This window comes from Commensalibacter sp. M0133 (genome assembly GCF_016101485.1).
Classification (GTDB): domain Bacteria; phylum Pseudomonadota; class Alphaproteobacteria; order Acetobacterales; family Acetobacteraceae; genus Commensalibacter; species Commensalibacter melissae.
Map to the genome: position 1 here is coordinate 679,521 of NZ_JACFQI010000001.1, position 21,991 is coordinate 701,511.

16 protein-coding genes are annotated in these 21,991 nt (G+C 39.8%); 11 read left to right on the top strand and 5 right to left on the bottom strand.

Annotated features, from left to right (window positions below; all coding sequences use genetic code 11):
* Window positions 1-38: 38 nt before the first annotated feature.
* The 8 genes from gltX (at window position 39) to H3T46_RS03110 (ending at window position 11,456) form a co-directional block, all read left to right on the top strand.
* The gene (gene gltX, locus H3T46_RS03075; RefSeq protein ID WP_198197363.1) at window positions 39-1,442 is read left to right on the top strand and encodes a glutamate--tRNA ligase; all 1,404 of its coding nucleotides are present in this window, start codon (window positions 39-41) and stop codon (window positions 1,440-1,442) included.
* Window positions 1,435-2,370 (top strand): aspartate carbamoyltransferase catalytic subunit, encoded by a 936-nt coding sequence (locus H3T46_RS03080; protein WP_155565670.1) that lies wholly within the window; start codon window positions 1,435-1,437, stop codon window positions 2,368-2,370. Before gltX ends, H3T46_RS03080 begins: the two co-directional genes overlap by 8 nt.
* Complete coding sequence (locus H3T46_RS03085; protein ID WP_198197364.1) at window positions 2,367-3,659, top strand: dihydroorotase family protein; 1,293 nt, start codon at window positions 2,367-2,369, stop codon at window positions 3,657-3,659. Before H3T46_RS03080 ends, H3T46_RS03085 begins: the two co-directional genes overlap by 4 nt.
* Complete coding sequence (gene plsY / locus H3T46_RS03090; protein WP_198197365.1) at window positions 3,656-4,300, top strand: glycerol-3-phosphate 1-O-acyltransferase PlsY; 645 nt, start codon at window positions 3,656-3,658, stop codon at window positions 4,298-4,300. Before H3T46_RS03085 ends, plsY begins: the two co-directional genes overlap by 4 nt.
* A gap of 5 nt (window positions 4,301-4,305) precedes the next feature.
* The gene (gene dprA / locus H3T46_RS03095; protein WP_155580658.1) at window positions 4,306-5,475 is read left to right on the top strand and encodes a DNA-processing protein DprA; all 1,170 of its coding nucleotides are present in this window, start codon (window positions 4,306-4,308) and stop codon (window positions 5,473-5,475) included.
* A 171-nt stretch (window positions 5,476-5,646) separates the two neighbouring features.
* Window positions 5,647-8,217: a type I DNA topoisomerase gene (topA, locus tag H3T46_RS03100; protein WP_198197366.1), complete on the top strand. Its 2,571-nt coding sequence runs from the start codon at window positions 5,647-5,649 to the stop codon at window positions 8,215-8,217.
* 220 nt (window positions 8,218-8,437) lie between these two features.
* On the top strand, window positions 8,438-10,000 hold the full coding sequence (locus tag H3T46_RS03105; protein ID WP_232349940.1) for a S41 family peptidase: 1,563 nt from the start codon (window positions 8,438-8,440) through the stop codon (window positions 9,998-10,000).
* A 298-nt stretch (window positions 10,001-10,298) separates the two neighbouring features.
* Window positions 10,299-11,456 carry an OmpA family protein gene (locus H3T46_RS03110; RefSeq protein ID WP_198197367.1) on the top strand — a complete coding sequence of 386 codons (1,158 nt, stop codon included), beginning with the start codon at window positions 10,299-10,301 and terminating at the stop codon, window positions 11,454-11,456.
* Between the two features lie 68 nt (window positions 11,457-11,524).
* On the opposite strand, the gene cysK is transcribed toward H3T46_RS03110, so the two are convergent.
* Window positions 11,525-12,502 carry a cysteine synthase A gene (gene cysK / locus H3T46_RS03115; protein ID WP_110438268.1) on the bottom strand — a complete coding sequence of 326 codons (978 nt, stop codon included), beginning with the start codon at window positions 12,500-12,502 and terminating at the stop codon, window positions 11,525-11,527.
* 196 nt (window positions 12,503-12,698) lie between these two features.
* Between cysK and H3T46_RS03120 the strand changes: the two genes are divergently transcribed.
* Window positions 12,699-13,148 carry an Rrf2 family transcriptional regulator gene (locus H3T46_RS03120; protein WP_110438269.1) on the top strand — a complete coding sequence of 150 codons (450 nt, stop codon included), beginning with the start codon at window positions 12,699-12,701 and terminating at the stop codon, window positions 13,146-13,148.
* Between the two features lie 21 nt (window positions 13,149-13,169).
* Here the strand turns inward: H3T46_RS03120 and H3T46_RS03125 are convergent, their stop codons facing one another.
* On the bottom strand, window positions 13,170-13,748 hold the full coding sequence (locus H3T46_RS03125) for a hypothetical protein (RefSeq protein ID WP_122123799.1): 579 nt from the start codon (window positions 13,746-13,748) through the stop codon (window positions 13,170-13,172).
* Between the two features lie 376 nt (window positions 13,749-14,124).
* Here H3T46_RS03125 and H3T46_RS03130 point away from each other — a divergent pair, with 376 nt between their 5' ends.
* Window positions 14,125-14,682: a hypothetical protein gene (locus H3T46_RS03130; RefSeq protein WP_110438271.1), complete on the top strand. Its 558-nt coding sequence runs from the start codon at window positions 14,125-14,127 to the stop codon at window positions 14,680-14,682.
* A gap of 67 nt (window positions 14,683-14,749) precedes the next feature.
* Entirely contained in the window at window positions 14,750-16,771 is a 2,022-nt protein-coding gene (gene parE / locus H3T46_RS03135; protein WP_198197368.1) for a DNA topoisomerase IV subunit B, read from the top strand.
* 112 nt (window positions 16,772-16,883) lie between these two features.
* On the opposite strand, the gene fumC is transcribed toward parE, so the two are convergent.
* The 3 genes from fumC to mutL form a co-directional block, all read right to left on the bottom strand.
* A complete protein-coding gene (gene fumC / locus H3T46_RS03140; RefSeq protein ID WP_198184619.1) occupies window positions 16,884-18,329 on the bottom strand; it encodes a class II fumarate hydratase in 1,446 nt (481 codons plus the stop codon).
* A 119-nt stretch (window positions 18,330-18,448) separates the two neighbouring features.
* Entirely contained in the window at window positions 18,449-19,990 is a 1,542-nt protein-coding gene (locus H3T46_RS03145; RefSeq protein WP_198184618.1) for an NADH-quinone oxidoreductase subunit M, read from the bottom strand.
* 131 nt (window positions 19,991-20,121) lie between these two features.
* On the bottom strand, window positions 20,122-21,945 hold the full coding sequence (gene mutL, locus H3T46_RS03150; protein WP_198197369.1) for a DNA mismatch repair endonuclease MutL: 1,824 nt from the start codon (window positions 21,943-21,945) through the stop codon (window positions 20,122-20,124).
* Window positions 21,946-21,991: the final 46 nt, after the last annotated feature.

The following is a 21,991-nucleotide window of genomic DNA, read 5'->3' on the forward strand; positions in this document are numbered from 1 at the left end:
TCAATTCACTTTTCATTCTACGTGCAAGAAAGATACCCATGACCGTTCGTACACGTTTTGCTCCAAGTCCAACGGGATTGCTTCATATTGGCAATGCTCGCGCTGCACTATTCAACTATCTTTATGCCAAACATCATCATGGCGAATTCTTATTACGGATTGAGGATACTGACAGAGAGCGTTCCACTCAAGAAGCTGTTGATGTTATTCTTGATGGACTGGCATGGATGGGGTTAACACCTGACGAACCGCCTGTTTTTCAATCGACAAGAATTAAAAGACACCAGGAAATCGCCCTTCATCTTCTCGAGACAGGAAAAGCCTATAAATGTTTCTGCACACCAGAGGATTTGGCTCAAATGCGTGCCAAGGCACTGGCTGAGGGAAAACCTCCCCGTTATAACGGATACTGGCGTGACCGTGATCCATCCGAGGCACCCTCCAATGCACCTTATACCGTTCGCATCAAGGCCCCCAAAGAAGGTGAAACCGTTATTCAAGACCTTGTTCAAGGAGAGGTCACCGTCGCCAATATCGAACTGGATGACATGATTATCCTACGCGCTGATGGAACCCCAACATATCAACACGCTGTTGTCTGCGATGATCATGACATGAATATCACCCATGTCATTCGTGGCGATGACCATTTAACCAATAGTTTTAGACAATTAATGATCTATCGCGCGATGGAATGGAATATTCCCCAATTTGCCCACCTTCCCCTTATTCATGGTCCCGATGGTGCGAAATTGTCCAAACGACATGGTGCAAGTTCGGTTGTTGAATTTCGTGATGAAGGATATTTGCCTGAGGCTTTATGTAACTACCTGCTTAGATTAGGCTGGGGTCATGGAGATGAGGAAATACTCAGTCGGAAAGATCAAATTAGGTTATTTGATCTGGATGGTGTTGGCCGTTCTCCATCTCGAATGGATTATGCCAAATTAACACATGTTAATGGATACTGGTTAAGACAGGCAGATGATGTAAGACTAACCAAAGATGTATTGTCTCGTTTGAAGGGACGGAAAGACCTTGATTTAAGCCAGAATAATGAACAGAAAATCAAACTGTTAATGCCTGGATTGAAAGAACGCGCCAAAAATCTGAATGAATTGGCTGAAAATGCTTCTTTCCTTTGTATGTCAATTCCATTAAATTTTACGGACAAGGCACAAAAATTATTGAATGAAAATAACTGTGCCTTGTTAAGTAAACTTGTCGTGGAACTGAATAAACTACCTGAATTCACAAAAGAGTCTATCAATATCTGTTTACATGCATTTGCTGAAAAGGAAAACCTGAAATTGGGTAAAGTTGCCCAGCCTTTACGGGCGGCTGTAACGGGAAGCACCATGTCGCCAGGAATTGATGACACACTTCTCGCATTAGGCAAAAATGAGGTTTTGGCTAGATTAGGAGCCGTAATTAATGGTTAATTCCTTTGGACAGCATTTTCTTGGTATAGAAGGACTTCCCGAAGACCAAATTGAAATATTACTGGACCGGGCAGAAAACTATGCCTTACTAAACCGTTCTCGCAAGACCCCTCGCAATCTGTTGAGAGAACGTACGTTAATCACCCTGTTTTTTGAAAATAGTACCCGCACTCGTACATCTTTCGAACTAGCGGGGAAACGTCTGGGTGCTGATGTCATTAACATGTCCGTTTCCACTTCTTCGGTCAGCAAGGGGGAAACATTACTGGATACGGCCTATACCTTAAACGCTATGCGAGCTGATTTGCTTGTCATTCGACATGCACAATCTGGTGCTCCTGCGCTTCTTGCCCAAAAAGTCGATGCAAGTGTCATCAATGCCGGCGATGGAACTCATGAACATCCCACTCAAGCTTTGCTTGATGCATTAACAATTCGTCGCCACTTTGGAAAATTGACAGGTTTGACTGTTGCAATATGTGGAGATATAGCTCATAGCCGAGTTGCCCGTTCAAACATAATCCTTCTTAACACAATGGGTTGCAATGTAAGGGTTATTGGTCCAAGGACCTTATTGCCTTCAACAATCGCTAAAATGGGTGCTACCCCTTATTACTCAATGGATGAAGGGGTTAAAAATGTTGATGTTATCATGATGTTGCGTCTTCAAAGAGAAAGAATGAGTGCTGGATTAATTCCAAGTACCCGTGAATATTTTCGTTTCTTTGGACTGGATCGAAGACGGTTAAACCTTGCAAAGTCAAATGCATTGGTCATGCATCCCGGACCATTAAACCGGGGAATAGAGATTGACAGTCATGTTGCCGATGATCCACATCAAAGCGTCATACAGGAACAAGTCGAAATGGGTGTTGCCGTAAGAATGGCAGTTCTTGAAAAATTCTCTCACATAAAGGCGCAGCCATGAAACCAATTCTTTTCACCAATGTCCATTTAATTGACCCTCAATCAGGATTGAATCAACCGGGAAAACTTCTTGTCAAAAATGATAAAATTGCCGGAATAGATCTTCTGGAAACAGAAGGGCAACCATCAGATTGCGACGTCATTGATGGAAAAGGATCCATTCTTTGTCCTGGTCTTGTTGATATGCGGGTAACCGTGGGAGAGCCTGGATTTGAATATCGGGAAACCATTGCTACCGCAGCAGAAGCGGCTTCTGCAGGTGGGATAACCACCATGGCGATTCTACCTAATAGTAACCCCGCCATCGACAATCCCGCGTTGGTAACCCTGCTAAAGGCCAAGGGTGAAATAACAAAATCGGTGTCCATTCTTCCTTATGGTGCATTAACTGTTGGTTGTGAGGGAAAGGAACTTGCAGAGATAGGCTTGCTTCAAGAGGCTGGCGCCATTGGTTTCACGGACGGAGACAAGGCGCTTGCAGATACCCGCTTGATGATGCAGACCATGGCCTATGCAAGTGGATTTGACGGATTGATCATTCAGCATCCCGAAGATCCCAGTCTGGCCAAAAATAGCAGTGCTACCCAGGGAGAGCTGGCAACAAGACTTGGTTTGCCTTCTGTTCCAACTGCGGCTGAAGCAATTATGATTGCCCGTGATTTACGATTGGCGGAACAAACAAATTGTCGATTACATTTTGGACATATTTCCACCGCGGAGGGACTTAATCTAATTCGACAGGCAAAATCAAAGGGATTGAATATCAGCTGTGATACCGCCCCGGTCTATTTTGACTTGAATGAAGAGGCCATTGGTGATTTTAGAACCTATGCCAAACTTTCCCCACCACTCCGTTCCGAAGCGGATCGTCTTGCAATCTGTCAGGGATTGGCAGATGGAACCATTGATGCAATCGCCTCGGATCATCTTCCAAGAGATGTGGATGACAAACGTTTACCCTTTGCAGAGGCGGCTCCGGGCGGAACAGGGCTAGTTACCCTTTTAAGTGTTACCCTTATTCAAGTCAAAAATGGCAATCTGCCCCTCGCAAAGGCTATTTCACTTTTAAGTAACAATCCTGCGAAAATCCTGCGTCAACCTATCGGAACGCTTGCCAGAGGAAATGTTGCAGATTTATGCTTGTTTGATCCGGATCAAACCTGGCAGGTTGAAGCGGGAAAATTACCAGGACGGGCTCAAAACACCCCATTTGACAATCGTGTCCTTCCAGGTGTCGTCCTTGGAACCTGGAAAATGGGACGCTGTATTTACAAAAGAGAGACCCTATGATTTGGCATATACCCCAATATGCATGGACATTAATGGCAGGCATTATCTTTTTGTCCTATCTGATTGGCAGCATTCCTTTTGGAATGTTGGTTAGCTATATTGGTGGAATGGGAGATATTCGCCAAATCGGTTCAGGCAATATTGGCGCCACAAATGTTTTACGTACAGGCAAAAAAAAACTAGCGGTTTTAACTCTTTTACTCGATATGGGGAAAGGTTCTTTTGCAATATGGTGTGCCTATATTTTTGCCATTAACTATACAGTTCAAGCCGAATCACTTGCCGCAATTTTTGTAGTAGTCGGCCATTGTTTTCCCGTTTGGATAAATTTCAAAGGTGGAAAAGGTGTTGCTACGGGGTTAGGTGTCAGCCTTGCCTTAACACCTATTGCTGGCCTATTATCATGTATTGTATGGTTACTTGCCGCCAGACTGTCCCGAATTTCCTCTATAGGAGGGTTGTCCGCATTTGTTGCATGGCCTTTATTCATTATGATTTTCAATCATCTTGATCTTAAAACCCCTCTTTTATTTCCCGCCCTTCTTATAAGTTTACTCATATTTTTTCGTCATAGAACCAACATATACCGTCTCAGCAACGGTACAGAACCTCGGATTGGTAAAAAAAACCAAAAAAATTAAGTTAAATGTCCAAGAAACCATTATCTTCCACCCTATCTGTAAAACAATTACTTCCATATTTAAAAATTGCCAGAACGGAAGGGATCGGTGGAATTCGTTATCGACAATTACTTGACCATTATCAAACCCCTGAAGCTGTTTTGGAAATTTTACCAAAATTAAAACGTTCAAAAGATTCAACAAAAAAATTTCAAGTTCCTGATAATAAAATACTTCATAGAGAAATTGATCAAACACTTGAATTGGGGGGACAATTCGTTCTTCGTGGAACTCTGGAATATCCACCCTTGCTTGATATGCTTGAAGATGCCCCTCCTATTTTGATTGCCATGGGCAATATCGAGTTATTAAAAAAGAGAAATGTTGCTATTGTCGGAGCACGTAATGCTTCTATACATGGCATTAAAATGGCAGAAAATCTTGCGGCTGATCTGTCCGCACATCAAATTGGCATAACCTCTGGTCTAGCCAGAGGTATTGACAAAGCAGCTCACAAAGGAGCCTTATACACAGGTTTCACCATTGCCGTAATTGGTTGTGGAATCGATATATTTTATCCAACAGAACATAAAGACCTTCAAAAATCAATAGCAGAAAAAGGAGTTGTTTTAACTGAATTTTCTATTGGAACCCAACCTCAAGCCATGCATTTTCCACGCAGAAACCGTATTATTGCCGGATTGAGCTGGGGATGTATTGTCATTGAGGCTGCCCAGCATTCCGGCAGTCTTATCACGGCTAAACAAGCGCTTGATTATAACCGTCCCGTTTTTGCAGTACCAGGATCTCCCATTGACCCACGTTGTAAAGGAAGCAATAACTTGATTAGAATGGGGGCTATATTAACAGAAAATGCCATGGATATAATATCCGAACTCCCCCATCCCCTTATCCAAGAAAACACCCCTTCCAATACAGATCTTTTCACCTATTCTCCCGCAGCTGAAAACATATCCCTCCAGAACAAGAATCCTCCACAGGTCAATATACCTGATAAAAACAATTCAAGAACAATTGAAGATGATATTCTCTTCCTGCTTTCTGCCACTCCTACACATATCGATCTAATCTTGAGAAATGTTCATTACCCTACCAATGAAATTCAGAGTGCTCTTACCTTGCTTGAAATCCAGCAAAAAATTTTTCTTTGCCATAATGGCTATATTTTAAAATGAGGAAATCAAACGAATTCTTGAATTTTTTTTCCATTTTCGTTTTAATATGTAAATCACATCCATTTAAAAAATTAATTAAAAACCAAAATAGCAGTTGCTTCTTACTAAAGAAAAGATAGTATTCTGTTTCTAATTGAAGAACTCATTTTTACTAATCCGTCTGGAGAGAAAATGACAGACGTCATCGTTGTTGAATCGCCTGCCAAGGCCAAAACCATAAATAAATATCTTGGAAACAAATACACTGTTCTCGCCTCTTTCGGGCATGTCCGAGATCTTTCTCCGAAGGATGGAAGTGTTAGGCCGACTGAAAATTTTGCCATGGATTGGGAAACGGATGAACGTGGAAACAAGCAGATCAAGGCGATTGCCCAGGCCTTAAAAAATGCCAAAACACTTTATCTTGCCACTGACCCCGATCGTGAGGGGGAAGCAATTTCTTGGCATGTCCAATCCATCCTGAATGAAAAGAAATTACTTAAAAATATTAATGTCGAGCGTATTACCTTTAATGAAATTACCAAACAGGCAGTTCAATACGCTATTCAACATCCCCGGAAACTGGACCAACCTTTGATTGAAGCATATCTTGCACGACGTGCACTTGATTATCTGGTAGGCTTTACATTATCACCAATTTTATGGCGAAAATTACCTGGATCCCGAAGTGCAGGACGAGTCCAATCTGTTGCCTTGCGTCTTGTATGCGAACGTGAAGCTGAAATCGAGATTTTTCAATCCAAAGAATATTGGACCATTCATGGCACTTTTATCTCTTCATCCAATAAGGATTTCACGGCAAAACTTACCCATTTAAAAAACAAAAAACTTGAACAATTTGATCTAAACACGAAAAATCTGGCAAAAGAGGCTTGTACATATTTAAATAATCAACAGTTTAGCGTTCGTACCATAGAGCGAAAAAAAACAAGAAGGAATCCATCCCCCCCCTTTACCACCTCGACATTACAGCAGGAAGCATCAAGAAAATTAAGAATGAGCGCACAAAACACGATGCGTACCGCACAACAACTTTATGAGGGAATTGAAGTCAAGGGGGAAACCGTTGGTTTGATTACCTATATGAGAACCGATGGAGTACAAATGGCAAATGAAGCAATTCAGGCCATTCGTAATCATATCAATACCGAATATGGCGAAAAATTTGTACCAAAATCACCACGCAAATACACAAGTAAGGCAAAAAACGCCCAAGAGGCACACGAAGCCATACGACCTACACATATCAATTTCACTCCTGAACAAATCAGTTCTTATTTAACAGCTGATCAGAAACAGCTTTACGATCTTATCTGGAAAAGAGCTCTTGCCAGTCAGATGGAATCCGCAGAACTTGATCAAATTTCCATAACAATAACAGATGAAAAGCAGGAAAATTGCTTTAAAACAACGGGATCAACAATAACATTTGAGGGTTTCTTAAAAGTTTATACAGAAAGTTTTGATGATACAGATAAAGATGAGGCGGAAAATAAAAACAACAAAGGGTCACTCCTACCCCCCTTAAGAGAAAAAGAGACTCTTCAAACCAAAGAAATTTTGCCTAGTCAGCATTTTACTCAACCTCCTCCACGCTATAGTGAAGCCTCACTTGTTAAAAAGATGGAGGAACTGGGTATTGGTCGTCCATCCACTTATGCATCCATTCTCGGGGTTTTACGTGACAGAGGTTATGTTACTCTTGAAAATCGTTATTTTATTCCTCAGGATCGTGGACGTTTGGTTACTGCTTTTCTAACATCTTTCTTTAAACGTTATGTTGATGTCGATTTTACCGCCACGTTAGAGGGACAACTTGATGAAATTTCCGATAGTAAAATAGATTGGAAAAAAGTTTTACAGGATTTTTGGAACGATTTTTCCAATGCCATCGAGCAAACAAAAGAACTGAAAATCTCTGATGTTATTGATGCGCTTGATCATGATCTTGGCTCTCACTTCTTTTCCGAAACAACGGACGGGTCCGACCCCAGAAAATGTCCTGCCTGTGAAAATGGCAAACTTCATCTAAAACTGGGTCGCTATGGGGCGTTTATAGGATGTACCAACTATCCTGAATGTCAATATACTAGAAAGTTAAGTCTGGATAATGCTGATCAAGAAGATAATGAGATTTTAAAAGAAGGCAGCAAAATCCTTGGAAATAATCCAGAAAATAATGAAGTAATCTCACTTCGTAAAGGACCTTACGGATTATATATACAATCTGGTGAGGCTGATCCTGAAAATAAAAAGATCAAACCCAAACGTGCCGCTATTCCAAATAATATTGATGGAAACACACTTACCCTGGATCAGGCCATTGCTCTGTTATCTTTTCCAAAATTACTTGGAGAATATCCTGAGACAGGTGAAAAAATCGAAATCGGATTGGGACGTTTTGGCCCTTATATCAAAATGGGAAATATTTTTGCCGCCTTGGATAAAAATGAAGATATTTTATCAGTAGGATTGAATCGAGCCTTGGAGGTTCTTGCAAAAAAAATGGCTTCTATCCGTAATCTGGGGCTTCATCCAAAAGATAAGGAACCTGTTTTATTAAGAAAAGGACGTTTCGGATTTTATATACAGCATAAAAAATCTGTTGCATCCCTACCAAAAGGTGATAACGGAGATAATACAACCCTAGAGGACGCATTGAAACTTCTCGAAGAAAAAGGAAAAGAGTTAAAGAAAACGCCAACAAAAAAGAAAAAAACAGTAAAAAAAACAAAAAAATAATATGATTTTTAACTAGATTATTGTGTTTTTTACGTGACAGATTTTGTTATTTTTATATTTAGGTTTTAATAATCTTAAAGTTGCTATAGCTTTTTTAATATTGGCTAACCTTATATTTAAAATATTTTATTGTCTTTGGAGAACAATCATTTTCCTCCTAATACGACATTTCTGTTCCTTTAGACTGACGCAAAATGCGATATGTTTTCTATATTTCATTTTGCAAAAATACAAACCTTTATTTTATTGTCTGTATATAATTCTTGCATTTAATACCTATACCCCTATATACGCACAATCCACTACATCCACAAAACCAAAAGATATCGCCCCGTTTAATCAACATAGCTACGAAAATGTCATCGCCACCGCATTGACTTTTCTACAACCCAGAATACTGGAAGAACATACGATAAAAGAATTGTCTTTATGGGGACTGAATGGCTTAAATGCCGTTGACCCCTCTTTATCAATTCATGAAATCGAAGATAAGCTTGTTCTTCAACAGTCTCAAAAAATTCTAGCTAACTATCCCTTGCCGGCAGATAACGATATACCCCAATGGGCAAAGACCATAACGGATATTTCTACCAAGGGATGGGAAAATTCCAATTTAATTCAATTGGCAAACAATCAAGGTCTTACCCAAGCTTTTTTTGATGAATTATTTGATCATATGGATCCCTATTCAAGATATGTCGCTCCCAATTTTGCATCCACGGATCGTAATCAACGAGGAGATGGTGAGGCAAATATCGGAATTACCATCTCCAAAGATAAAAACTATATCGTTATCAGCTCTATCAATACCAATGGTCCCGCTTGGTCAGCAGGACTTAACGTAAGTGAACGTATCTATAAAATAGATAGCAAACGTACCTATAAACAATCTGTTGATACAATTAATAACTGGCTAAAGGGCAGCAACAATTCATCTTTGACTCTTGTCTTGGGCTCACACGGTAGAAAAAAAACAAGAATCGTACATTTGAAAAGAGAAATTGTTCCACCAGCGACCGTATTTGCATTTACAAATGATAACATAATTATTTTGAAAATAACCTCCTTTTCAACTTTCACTGCGGAAGAAATCAATCAGTATCTTGATCAAGCTGTTCAAGATATGAAATTAAAGGGCCTGATTCTTGATCTCAGAGGAAATAGAGGAGGTGTTTTGCAACAGGCCATAACAAGCTCTGCATTATTGCTGGATCATGGTATTGCAGCAACGACACAAGGACGAGATCAAGAGTCCAATCACGTATGGGCAGTACAGGGAGGAGACATAACCAATAATGTTCCCATTGTTATTTTGGTTGATGGCAGAACTGCAAGTGCTGCCGAAATTTTAACCGCTGCGTTATCCGATCATAAGAGAGCCGTCGTAATCGGCAGCACAACTTTGGGTAAAGGTCTTGTACAAACCATTGCACAATTACCTGATGGAGGAGAGCTCTTCGTTACATGGAGCAGGGTTATTGCCCCCTTGGGATGGCCAATCCAGGGCTTGGGCATCATTCCGCAAATATGCACAAGTCGTGGAGTTAAATTCACTCAAAAACAAATGAATGAATTAATTAATGATCAATCTTCCTATGCACGTGATGTTATCTTTTCTAGACAATCACGTTTTCCGGTTGAAGCAAAGGACATTCTTCAAATTAGAAATGCCTGTCCCCCTGCCATCGGTTCAGATATTGATCTTGAGATTGCCGATGATTTGCTTCTTAACCCAAAGCTTTACCAAAAAGCACTTGATATGATCCCGAATGATAATGATTAAGTTGTATAGACAACCAAATTGGATTTTTCACGGTATTGATATTTTTTTTGATTATTACATTGCTAAATGATAACAATTAAAAATTGCTCTCTTGTATTTATTTAAGTTTGAAAATAGTATATTGCTTCTATTCAAGTAAATTTAAACCATGTGATGTTTCAATGACATTTGATATATTTTTCGAACAAAAAATTTTTTTTACTTCTTTCTTCACTAAAAAAAGGGTATTTCAGTTCGAAGAATATTTTACTAAAACAATTTGCAGCTGATAGCTAGATTTAAGGAGTGAAAAATTAAGATGAGTTTGAAATTCCCTCTATTTGCTGCATCTATATTTAATATTTCTACCCTTTTATGTTTAACCACTTTTCTCATACCCTCAATCACGATAAAAGCACAACCGGTTAAAGGTTTGTATGTAACGGGTGCTGGCGGGCTTAGTATCAATCAAGATCAAGTTGTGCGTCAAAATCCCATTATGCCTGATGGTCGCGATAAATATACACCAGGGGCCACTGCAGTAACGAGTCTAGGATATGGTCTTGGAAACGGTTTTCGAGTTGAAGTGGAGGGAAATTATCGCAACAATCCCTTGAAATATCAAAATCTCGGTTCCTATAAAGCCCGTGGTGAGGGACGCCAGCAAACTTATGGATTTATGGTTAACGCCCTTTTTGATATGGATGTGGGAAGCCCTTATATATTTCCATATTTCGGTGCGGGGATTGGTTATGGATGGTCTACAATGAATGGAGTAAAACTTCGCACCTCGGATCATCGTCTTACTGAACACATGGGAGGTACATTCGGACAATTCGCTTACCAGGGAATTGGAGGGCTATCATTTCCAACCCCTTGGATTGTTGGATTGTCCTTCATTACAGAATATCGATTCTGGACAATGCTGGCACCCCAAAGTCATACCGCCGATGTATGGGGTACCCAAGGAGGAAGAAACATTACCCATCCTTATGGTCATACTAAAGGCAATCGGGATACAACCACCTATTTTAACCATTCCATTTTACTCGGGTTACGTTATGAATTTAACCCTGCCCCTCCTCCAGCAGCACCTGTTGATGAAACCCCTGTAGTTCCTAAGGCTAGAAAATCAAGATTATATCTTGTGTTTTTTAACTGGAATAGTTACAGCCTGAGTAATCGAGCGCGACTTATTGTCCGAGAGGCTGCCCAAGCATACAATAACGTGGAAAACACCCGTATTGAAGCGAATGGTTATACAGATACATCTGCTAGTCCTGACATTAAGGGAAAAAAATACAATATCGAACTTTCCCTAAAAAGAGCCAAGGAAATCAGATCCGAATTGATACGAAATGGTGTTCCGGCCGGCAATATTGATATACATGGATATGGATCACAAAATTTGCGAGTACAAACAGGACCCAATGTAAGGGAGGCACGTAACAGACGTGTGGAAATAATTTTACGCTAAATAGTTTCATCGTGGAGGGAATATCACATATTCCGGATTTCCCTTACGATACGGTTTTAAATAAGGATTTAAACCAATCCATTGAACAAAGGTGTTGATAGATAACGTTCCGCAAATGAAGGAACAATCGTTACAATGACTTTACCTTTGTTTTCTTTACGGGCTGCCAACTGAATACTCGCAAACAGAGCTGCACCTGAAGAAATACCCACAGGAATACCATCCAATCGAGCAACGCGTCTTGACGTGGCAAGAGCGTCACTTTCTGAAACCATCAGAACCTGTTTAAGTAAATCGGTATCCAAAATACCTGGTTTAAATCCTGCCCCTATTCCCTGAATACCATGAGGACCAGGCTCTTCTCCGTTAAGAACAGCACTTTCTGCAGGTTCAACACCAAATATCTCCACCTTTGGATTATGTTTCTTCAATCCTCTGGCAATTCCTGTAATGGTTCCACCTGTTCCGATACCGGCAACAACAATATCGACTTTTCCTTGCGTATCCTGCCAGATTTCTTCCGCAGTGGTATACTCATGGACAAGTGGATTCACGGGATTTTCAAATTGTTTTGGCATCCAGGCATGAGGTGTATTTTCTACAATTTCTTTTGCTCGAGCAATTGCCCCAGCCATTCCCAGATGACCTGGGGTCAGTTCAACCTGCGCATCAAGAAAACGCATCATTTTTCGACGCTCAATCGATGCCTTTTCAGGCATTGTAACGATCAGCCGATAACCTTTCGCTGCGGCTATAAATGCCAAGCCAATTCCTGTATTGCCTGATGTTGGTTCAACTAATACACTTTTATGAGGACTAATAATCCCTTCTTCTTCCGCCTGATATACCATCGCGGCGGCAATTCGATCCTTGACTGAAGATAAAGGGTTAAAAAATTCTAGCTTTAATAAAATATCAGCTTCGATATTATCCTGCTTTATTAGATTTCCTGGCCTTACAAGCGGTGTCCCACCAATTGTATCAATCAAAGAATTATAAATTTTACCTCTAGGTTGTGCCAACCCAAAACGATTATTTTTTGTCATAACAATTCCCATTACTCGTTGATTAAGGATAATAATCGCTATAAATAACCTATTTATGCAAAATATTTCCACATCACAGATTTTATTTATAAAAAATACTATTTTTCATCTTAAATAATTATTATATACTATTAATATTAGGATATAAATTTTAAATTAACTAAATATTTCTTTAAAACCTTAGGAAAAATATTTAATGCTCTTAAGACAAGATCGTGCCATTATCGCTATTCTTATTGTAACAGATATCGCCTTTTACTCAAGTCACAATAATACCGTAAGTGCTTCTGACATTTCTTCAAGGACAAAACTACCCAAAAGAAGTATTGAACCGATTTTACAACTTTTATCCAGAGCTTCAATCTTGGAAAGCACTCGTGGACCACGAGGTGGGTATCATCTGGCTAAACCAAAAAGACTACTTTCAATCGCTGATATCATTAAGGCCATTTCGGTTGATGAAAAAGAAAAATATGAAGAATTTACGTTTCCACTTTTTCAACAAGTTATCAAACCATTATGGCAATCTATTGATCAAAAAATCATGAAGGAAATAGCTTCAATAACGATGCAAGATCTCATCAGAAAAGCCGAGGAAAAAGGAATGAAGCGTCCTCGTCCCACAGCTATTAATTTTACTATTTAACGTAATGGCAAATTCAAATCATCATTTAGCTTTTCCTACGGTTTTTCGATGATGGGAGACAGCTCTATGACGTGTTACCTTTTTTCGAGAGGTCGTATTTTTGTTCGCGGGTTCTATAGCGGGTTTAGGAATCTGAACACCTGTATTGTCTACTGTTACATCTACTGACAAAACCGTTTTATTGCCCCCATCCTGATGTAAAAGATTGACAATGAATCTATCTGTTCCTGCATATGCCAAAGATGGCGTGTATCTTATATAGGTTCTTTTATCATAATTATAAACAAATGTCTTGCCATGTTCAGGAACAGTTGCAATACCAAAAGAGATGAAGTTGTTTTTGGAGTCAGGTTGCACAACATTGAATTCACATTGACCATCATCGCTGCGGACTGTCATCGTCGTTTTCCAACTTCCATCCGCTTCTTTGACTATAGGTGTTATTTGACAAACAGATGATTTTTTTGAATATTTAAAAGGATTGGCAGCCTCCCTATCGGGTTGGGCCACTGGTTGCTGATTATGTTGACAAGCTGCCAAAGCAATTCCCAATGAAGCCAAAATAAAAGATGAACGCAAACGCACGAAACTAGCCTCCATTTATTAAATCCTACCTATAACTTGGCAGTTTACAATTACAAACTTGATGAGAATATCAGTTTAAACCCGGATTGGTAAAAAAGATGTAAGAATTTATTCCTACCTTTTGTATCAATTACACATCCACTTACAAAGATCACTACCAGATAAAAACAAAATCACCAATAACTTTATGATATTTTAGATGAATTTTAACTTTTTTATTTTCGTTTATTATTGCAAAATGTGAATATAAACTATTGCATTATGTACAATTCCTGTTATATCCGATTTAATAATGTCATATACAACTGCAATAAACTTTTATAGAATAAATCCAATATTCTTTTAACTACCCAACCAATCTTTTTAGTTCATATCCGATTTGGAGCACTCAATGTCTCTATTAGTTAAACGCTTTCTCTTTTCTGGATTAATCGCTGCGGGAATGTTTTCGAATCCATCATGGGCTTCAACGGCCACTTGCAATAATTCCCCTTCTCACGAAGCTTTTAACATAGAAGGCTTGAAAAGCGAATTAATGGTGACAGCCCTTTCATGTCAGGCTCAAAATCAATATAACGCCTTTATCAATCAATTCCGCCCGATTGTTAGCAGTGAGGAAGTTAAATTGAAGGGTTATTTCCGGTCAAGTTACGGAAAACGCTCAGGAAAGGCATATCAAAAAGCATATGATGATTACATCACACAGCTAGCCAACGTACAATCCTCTCAGGGACTTAAAGCGGGAACAATTTTCTGCATTCAAAGAATGTCCATGTTTGATGAAATCAAACCATTGAAAACGGCAAGTGAATTGTCTCAATATGCAGAGGCAAAAGATATTCTCCAACCAGCATCTTATGAAATCTGTCAGGCACCTGCAACACATAAAAAAGGCAAAGTCGTTAGAAAAAGACGAATCACACGCAAAGCGGCAGTTCACAAGAAATAATTTCAAAATTTAAGAGTCATGAAGAAAACATTTTGTAAAAACGTGTTTTTATGCGAAATACACTTATATGAGCGATTTATTTTCTTCAAACAATTCTTCTAAAACCCATTTTGCAGACAAGAAAAATGTAAAAGGGATAAAATCTGTTACCAGCGATTATAACGCCAAAGACATAGAGGTTCTTGAAGGTTTGGAGCCTGTCAGAAAGCGACCTGGTATGTATATTGGTGGTACGGATGAAAACGCCCTGCACCACATGGCAGCTGAAATATTGGATAATGCCATGGATGAGGTCGTTGGCGGTTTTGCAAACACCATTCACATAAAACTTGAACAGGATAACAAATTGACCATTCGCGATAATGGACGCGGAATTCCTGTTGACCCTCATCCAAAATTTAAAAATAAATCCGCCCTGGAAGTAATTCTAACCACGCTTCATGCAGGAGGGAAATTTTCCAATAAAGTCTATAATACTGCTGGGGGTCTTCATGGAGTTGGATCTTCTGTTGTCAATGCCCTATCTTCTTGGATGGAAATCGAAATTGCCCGTGATAAGATACTGTGGAAACAAACCTATGAACGCGGATTACCGATTACTCCATTAATTGAATGTGGTTATATACAAAATCGCAGAGGAACCCAAATCAGTTTTATTCCTGACATCGAGATATTTGGCAAACTGCAATTTTCACCGAAACAGTTGTATAAACTGTGTCGCTCCAAGGCGTTTCTTTATAAAGGTGTCACCCTAAACTGGTCGTGTGATCCTGAATTAGTGAATAACACTGATATTCCAAGGGAAACAATCCTGCATTTTGCTAATGGACTTGAAGACAGTTTGAAAGAAGAAACCGACTCGGACCAGTTGATCTGTCCTATATGGTCCGGTGACGTCAATTTACCCAATGATTCAAAAGGTGAAAATACAGGCAAAATTGAATGGTCTTTGGCATGGCTGGAAAAAGGTGAAAGCGGTTTGGCATCGTTTTGTAATACCATACCGACGCCATTGGGTGGAACCCATGAACAGGGCTTCAAAAATGCCCTGTTAAAAGGAATTCGGACATGGGGGGAAAACCGGTCCAATAGAAGATCCTCAATCATCACTTCTGATGATATGCTGGGATCTCTTGCGGCAAAATTGTCCATCTTTATTCGGGATCCAGAGTTCCAGGGACAAACAAAAGAGAAACTAAGCTCAAAAAATACAACCAAACTTGTTGAAACCGCACTACGGGATCGTTTTGATCACTGGTTGGCAGCCGATCCAAATCAGGCAGATCAACTTTTCTCTTTCCTTCTTGATAAAGCTGAAGAACGTTTACAACGTAAAGAAAACCGGGAAACAGTAAGAAAAAGCGCAACAAAACGTTTAAGATTACCAGGTAAGCTGACCGATTGCACAAGTTCTAATACCAATCAAACAGAAATCTTTATCGTAGAGGGAGATTCTGCTGGAGGGTCGGCCAAACAAGCCCGTAATCGCGAAACTCAGGCAATTTTACCTTTGAGAGGTAAAATTCTCAATGTTGCAAGTGCTTCCAATCAAAAATTAAATAATAATCAGGAATTAAAAGATTTAATAGAAGCCTTGGGTTGTGGCATAGGTTCCGCATTTGATATCGATAAACTACGCTATGGTCGCATCATTATCATGACAGATGCGGATGTTGATGGTGCGCATATTGCTTCTTTATTGATGACTTTTTTCTATCAAGAACTTCCAGAACTTATTCTTCAAGAAAAAATTTATCTGGCTCAACCACCCTTATACCGTCTTAGCCAAGGAGATAAAATTATTTATGCCATGGATGATAAGGATAAAGACCATAATTTATCAAGGTTGAACCAAAAAAAAGGTAAAATTGAAGTTTCTCGTTTTAAAGGTTTAGGTGAAATGCCACCCAAGGATTTAAAGGAAACGACAATGGATCCCAAACACCGTATCCTATTGAAAGTCATCATTCCTCATGATGAAAAAGAAGTCACGGAAACACGTGTTTCTGATTTAATGGGAAGAAAATCAGAAATGCGCTTCCAATTTATACAGGAACATGCCGGTTCTGTTGATTTACTGGATATTTAATTCAATTATATTATAAATATTCGTTTTATCTGCCATGGAAAGGAATTATTAAATTCCTTTCTATTCGTTGTTAAAACATTTTATCGATGCCTAGAAAATTAAATCTTTTTATTTAGGCACCTTCAACACCATGTCCAGCCATCAACCGAGGTTTTACATGCTCGTCAAACTGCTTTTCATCAATCAATCCCGATTTTAAAGCCGCCTCTTTAAGACTTAATCCTTCAACATCCCCCATATGTGCAATTCTAGCCGCCCCATCATATCCAACGACAGGTGCCAGAGCTGTAACAAGCATTAATGAATTATCAATATATTTTTGAATACGCGCATTATTTAATGTTGTCCCTTCGACTGAAAATTCACGAAAGGCTTTAGCTGCATCCCTTAACAATCGGCTGGCGTGTAGCGTATTCATGATAACCAGCGGACGCGTTACATTTAACTGCAAATTACCCTGTGAGCCAGCAAAGGCAACGGCAGCATCAAGACCCATGACCTGCATGCAAACCATGATCATTGCCTCACATTGAGTCGGATTGACCTTTCCAGGCATAATTGACGACCCCGGTTCATTTTCAGGCAAATGAATTTCTCCAAGTCCACATCGTGGTCCTGAAGCGAGCCAACGAGTATCATTTGCTATTTTAAATAGAACAACCGCAACGCCACGTAACGCAGACATCGTGGCCACCATAGCGTCAAGTCCACCCAAGGAGGCAAACTTGTTGGGCGCTGTTACAAAAGGATAGCTGGTGATTTGAGCGATTTTTTTAGCAATCGCCTTGGAGAAACCTTTTGGCGCATTCAATCCTGTTCCAACAGCTGTTCCACCTGCAGCCAGTTCAAACAATTCTTTCTCTACTGATTTTAAACGATGTAAACTTTCCTTTAATTGAGCAGCCCAACCAGACCATTCTTGACCAACGGTTAAAGGAACTGCATCCTGTAAATGGGTACGACCGATCTTTACAACATCCATCCATTCCTTAGCTTTATGCTCAATGGCATTATGTAATTTTTGTAATTCTGGAAAAAGATGCCTTTCCAATTCCATTACCATAGCGACATGCATAGCTGTCGGGAAACTATCATTGGAAGACTGTCCCATATTCACATGATCATTGGGATGAACAGGTTTTTTGGAACCGATCTCCCCCCCTAAAAGCTGAATGGCCCGATTGGCAAGCACCTCATTTACATTCATATTGGTTTGTGTACCTGAACCCGTTTGCCAGACACAAAGAGGGAAATGATCATCAAGCGCACCCTCGGCTGCCTCTTCAGCAGCCTGAATGATTGCTTTTGCCTTCGTTTCATCCAAACGGCCCGCTTCACAATTCACCTCTGCGGCGGCATGTTTAACAATACCGTAGGCATGATAGACCTCACGCGGCATGACATCCCCACCAATATTGAAATGATGCAAGGAACGTTCTGTCTGTGCTCCCCAATAACGATCCGCAGGGACCTCTATTTTTCCCATTGAATCACTTTCTTGACGCAATCCTTTTTTATCAATTCCAATTGCCACTTCGCCAGAAACAGATTTGATCATAATTTACCTTTTAAAAAAATTATTAAAATAATCACTATAAATCATAAAAAAAACCCACGCATAAGCCAAGAGAGGCAACGTGGGTATTAATCAAATATATTCGCTTAGACTATCAAATCTTAGCGAACAAAAATACTGTGCATATTATTAATATTATCGGCCACAATATGACCATGATTCATCAATTCTTCTATACGGTCTGAATTTGTAAAGGCAGTCACTACCGGATTAAAAACCGATAAGAAACTGTTTGGATAAATCCCCATCCACAGGATAATTACGGCTAATGGTACCAAGATTGTCATTTCTCTTGCGTTTAGATCCCGAATTGAATTGATAACCGGATTAACAATTTTTCCAAATATGACATTGCGATACATGACCAGCATATAAACAGCACCTAATATCATGCTTGATCCTCCCAGGAAAGCAACCCAGAATGATATATGTAAAACTCCAATCATGACCAGCAATTCACCCACAAACGAACCCGTACCAGGCAATCCAACATTGGCCATGATAAAGATCATTCCAAGCAAGGCCAGTTTGGGCATTTTACTAGCGATACCTCCAAACGCCTCGATATCTCTTGTACCAATACGATAGGTGACAGCGGCAACACATAAAAAAAGTGCAGCAATAGTTACCCCATGAGTAAGAACCTGTAATAAGGCGCCATCAATTCCCTCTGGTGTCAGAGAGAAAAATCCTATGGCAATAAGACCCATATGAGAAAATGATGAATAGGCTATAATCCGTTTAATATCTGTTTGTTTATAAGCGATTATTGCACCATAAATAATCGCACATATACCCAATCCCATAATCAGCATTGCATAACGGTGAGATGCCTCAGGCAACATTAAAACACAAAATCTTAATAATCCATAGGCGCCTGCCTTAGACATGACGCCAGAAACCAGCAAGGTGGTCGACGCCGGACCCTCAACATATGCGGCTGGTAACCAGGCATGCAGAGGAAAGAGAGGCAATTTGACTCCAAACGCGAGGATAAAACCCAGCAATAACCACCCCTGGACAGCAGGTGAGAAAGATGCGTGCATTAAAACGGGAATATCCGTGGTACCTGTATTCACCCATATCCACAAAATCCCAATCATCATAAATAAAGAACCAGCAAACGTGAATAGAAAGAATTGCAAAGAGGCAAAAATCCGTTTCGGACCTCCCCAGATTCCAATTAACATGCTGCTTGGCAGCAGGGTCGCTTCATAAAAACAGTAAAATACAACCATATCTAGGGCGGAAAACAGGCCAACCAATGTCGTTTCCAACACCAGAATAGCAACCATATAATCACGGATACGATCCGTGATCATCTGCCATGCGGCCATTATTCCAATCAGGGTCAATAAAGTTGATAGGATAATAAAAAATAAACTGATCCCATCCACGCCAACATGATAGGAAACACCAAATCCCGAAATCCATGAATTTTGAATTTCAAATTGATATCCATCGTGTCGAGGATGAAATTCACTCCACATAACAATTGACAGACCAAATGTTATGATACTTGTCCATAAAGCAATCCAACGGGAAGTACGTGCAACCTCTTCAAAGGATCCACGCATAAGAAAGATGACCAAAGCCCCAAGCAAAGGCAAATACGTTACTAATGTAAGCAGTACTGAATGCACGGTATTCTCTTTTTTAATCTATTTAAACGTAACAATTGTTCGATTATATACAACTTTCTGACCATATTGCCCAGAAAGTTTTTATTTTTGTCAATATTACTTAAAATTAATTTTTCCTTAATATCAATTTATTAAGAGCGATGAAATAATTTTTCCATATCTTTTTTGCTCCATTTCAGCCATGTCGGTCTTCCATGTGAACAGGTTCCTGCCCTTGGAGTGGCCTCCATCTGACGTAAAAGGGCATTCATCTCTTCCTCATTCAAAGAGCGGCCTGCCCTTACACTGTTATGACATGCCATTCTGGCAAGAATAGCATCAAGTTGGGTATGGACAGATTCAATATCATTCACCGACATCTGTTCTTTATCCTGCAATTCTTCAGCAAGATCAATCAAAAGCGACTGTGCGGAAATGCTTCCCAAAAGTTGTGGCAAAGCCCTGACCAGAATCGTTTTTTCACCAAAAGATTCTATTTCTATTCCCAAATCGGCCAAACTGTCCTTAAAACCCATAAGACAACGATAATGAACAGCAGAAAATTCAATTGCTTCCGGTATGAGTAAAGGCTGTGTTTGTATTCCAGCCTCTAAATACTGTTGACGTAATGCCTCATGAGTTAAACGTTCATGAGCTGCATGCTGATCAACAATGACAAATTCTTCATGTTCTGTTACCGCAACAATATACGTTTTGAAAATTTGTGCCACGGCATATCCCAAAGGCAAGGTTGCAGTAGTTTTTTGATATTTTTTATCAGGTAATGTTGATAACGTATCGCCAACATCCTTGAAAGATAATCCTGCTCCCAATTCAAAACTGTCCCCGGCACATGCATCTTCTTCTTGAAAAAATTCTTTATTGTTCTTACCCATTCTTTGCTGATACGCGGGATATTGAATAGAAGCTTTTTTGGGATGATATTGTGTGGTGGGAAAAACATGCAAAGATTCAGGATTAACATTTGCAACTCCCGCACCAATAGCCAGACTCTTTTGAATGCTACCAATTATCAAGGCTCGAACTGCAGCTTCATCAGCAAAACGCAATTCAGTTTTGGCAGGGTGTACATTCACATCTACCTGATCCAAGGGTAGCTGCAGAAAAAGTACGGCAACAGGATAACGTCCTTTTTCAAGAACTTGACGATAACCAACACGAATAGCCATTTGCATTATTGGATCAGCAACAGGCCGATCATTAACAACCATAATTTGACCATTTGTTGTTGCCCGATTTACAGATGGAGCACTGATGAAACCGGATAATTTCAAATCCCCCCGATCGAAATTCAACATAATCAGTTCTTCATCATGAATATCAGAAAACACTGCCAAAATACGGTCTTTTTGCGATTGAATCGGTAGATTCAAAACGGTCTTACCATCTTTTATAACAGTGAATGAAACATCGGGGTGAGAGATGGCCAAACGCTGTATAATCATTTCACACCGATTATATTCAACTCGAGCGGTTTTCAAGAATTTACGTCGTGCAGGAAGCGCATAAAATAAATCTTCTACAACAACTTGTGTTCCCATTTGACCAGCGGACGGACTGGGGTTTACAATCTTACCACCTTCAACCGAGATCTGCCACGCACTTTCCGCCGATTTGACACGCGAAATAATTTTCAATCGGGCGGCGGCCCCAATGGAAGGCAGTGCTTCTCCCCTAAATCCCAATGTTTTAATATTTACAAGATCATCTTCAAACAATTTTGAAGTACAATGTCTTGAAACCGCAAGAGGCAGGTCATCAGCCTCTATTCCACAACCATTGTCAATGACCTGAATATGATCAATACCACCATTGTCAAGATTGATCTCAATTCTGCCTGCCCCTGCATCAAGCGCGTTTTCCACAAGTTCTTTAACAACGGCGGCAGGACGCTCAATAACTTCTCCTGCAGCAATTAAATTAACTGTATGTTCGGATAAAGGGCGAATAATCATTATTCTAATAATGACTTGGAGAATTGCAAATCTTTTTTATAACCCT